Origin of the sequence: Eudoraea sp., from assembly GCF_049665975.1 — a bacterium.
GTDB lineage: Bacteria > Bacteroidota > Bacteroidia > Flavobacteriales > Flavobacteriaceae > Eudoraea.
This window is the reverse complement of sequence record NZ_JBATGR010000539.1, coordinates 1-2,488: the sequence shown is the minus strand read 5'-3', so window position 1 is coordinate 2,488 and position 2,488 is coordinate 1. Positions and strand designations below refer to the sequence as shown.

The following is a 2,488-nucleotide window of genomic DNA, read 5'->3' as shown; positions in this document are numbered from 1 at the left end:
TGCCTGCCCTCCTAAGGCGTGCCTGCCAGCCTCTGGCTGGTATACCGGCAGGCAGGTTGCTAGTGAAAGCTTACTTACGAAAACCCTCCCATGCCTAAAAGCGTGGCAGGTCAGATTTTCTACTCGGTTTGTATTTACTAAATTAGGTGCTTAAAACACGCAACTAATCTTATACCAACCGTCAGCAACAAATTGAATCCAATGAAAAAAATAACTTTGCTTATTTTCAATTTTATAATCTTCGGAAGTTTATCTCAAGCTCAGGACAAAGTCTTCTATTCTTCCTTTAGGCCACAAGGATGGAATATTTACTTATCTAAAGATGATGGAAAAAATTTCTCAAAATTCACGCAACATGAAAGCCTAGATTATGACGCGAAAATTTCGCCCGATGGTAAATGGGTAGTCTTTACTTCTGAAAGAATGGGTCGTCCGCAGCTATATGTAAAAAGTATTCATGGTGATTCCATTCCCAGACTTTTGGTTAAAAGCAACTCCATGCAGGATCAAGTAGATTTTTCCCCTGATGGGAAAGAGATAGTATTTGTTTCAACACATGGAGGTAACTCAGATATTTATAAACTTCCATTCAAACATTCTGACACCTTAGATATTAACGATGCAATAAACCTCACCAACGACCAAGGTGGCGATTTTAGACCTAAATTTTCTAACGATGGTAAAAGCATTGCCTTCTCAAGTGACCGCGCGCATCCAACAGTTCCGCTAAAGCCAAGATTAGTTTTTGCTTTGCAGCGAACAGGTGATATTTATGTGATGAATGCTGATGGCAGCGAAACTAAAAGATTAACTAGTTCGGAAAACTGGGAGGGTAGTCCAGTTTGGTCTAAAGAAGACCAAGAAATCATTTACTATTCTGCCAAAAGAGGTGAAAATTTCAAACTTTTTAAAATGTCTGAGACCGGCGAAAATGCGGAGCAAATTTCTCCTGATAATTATTCTTGTATATCACCTCTTCAAAAACCTGATGGTGAAATTTTATTTACGAGTTTTAAAGATGGCCCAAATGGATATTCCATCCTTGAACTCAACCCCAAAACCCAAGAATTAGACTCGACCCTAGTGCGGCAAATGAATATGTTGAACGTGGACTACCACGATTCTGGGATAATGGTTTATCATGGTGGCGAAACACCTCAACCAGAACCCACAAACCTAAATGATTTCTATGGTGATCTATTGGTGAAAAACAGTCCAACACTTATATCCGATTTGCCGAACAAAACACTTTCTATGTATGGTGTTAGACGCTCTTTTGCAGCACCTGCCACGCCCGATGGTAAGATTATATATGGAGTATCCGATGTAAAGGGCTTTCAGGATGGCATTGCACCTTTGGCTTATTTAGTTTTATTGCTTCCAATACTGGCAATTATATGGTTGGCGGTGGGTATTTACAAAAGCATTGAGAAAAGAAAGTACATTGCCTTTTGGAAACATCTCATTTTTTCGGTGGCGGCCGTAATAATAGTGCTTTTTATCATTAAGACGACGGACGACCAGCTGTTCTTTAACATAATGCCTCTAAACGCTATTAAATCATTTTTAATTATAGTTGCTGCAGTACTTTTAGCACTGGGTTTGTTGGCTTATTTCATTTATATAAAAAGAAAGAAAGCAGAGAAGTCCATTGCTTCTTTGTATAAGCTTTATGCTTTTATGTTTATTCCTTATGCACTGGTTGTGTTATACGCTGGTATCTTCCTATCCTCATTTTTTAATACGGAAAAAGATTTTTATGCGGTCGATTATGATAACAATGAAATTGAACATTTATTTAACTTTCGACCAGATGGAGACTTCAATCCACAGTTTTCGAATATTATAGATACTAAGGTTACTCCAGACGGCAACTACCTTCAATTTTCAGTGGGAGGATTTAGAAGAAGCCCGGAAGCTAAAGGGTGTGTTTATCGCTATCATTTTGAAGACAAATCGTTGGAACGTGTGACCGATTTGGAAAGCAATACTGGATTTGCCGATTATTCCGAAGACAATAAGGTGATGGTTTTTAGAAGTGGCAGAACTGGCAATATGGATATTTATGTGGAAGAAAATGGGACTACAACCAATATTACCAATAGTCCGGACAAGGAAGCCTTTCCTGTCATTTCTTATGATGGTAATATGATTGCTTACTGTTCTGATGTTAATGGATTGGACAAGGATAGCGTGGTAAAAACAATGGATATTTATATTACTGAAAGAACAGGTAAGGGTTGGGGTGAACCAAAACAATTAACCACGTACCCAGGTCAAGAAGGTCATGCGCATTTCTCACCAGATGGAGAATGGCTGATCTACTCTTCTGAAGAATTTGGAATTAATGATGAACAACCATTAGTACAACCCTTCATATTTAGCCCTCAAATGTATGGTGAAATTACAGTGATAAGACTTGCTGATGGTGAGAAATTTAGATTAACACATAATAAGTGGGAAGACGGCGCTCCACTTTGGATCAAAG

General features: G+C 38.5%; 1 protein-coding gene. It reads left to right on the top strand.

Annotated features, from left to right (window positions below; translation table 11 throughout):
- Positions 1-201: 201 nt before the first annotated feature.
- Positions 202-2,488, top strand: a 2,287-nt coding sequence (locus WBN20_RS16975; protein WP_424282543.1) for a hypothetical protein, incomplete at its 3' end; no start/stop codon positions are given.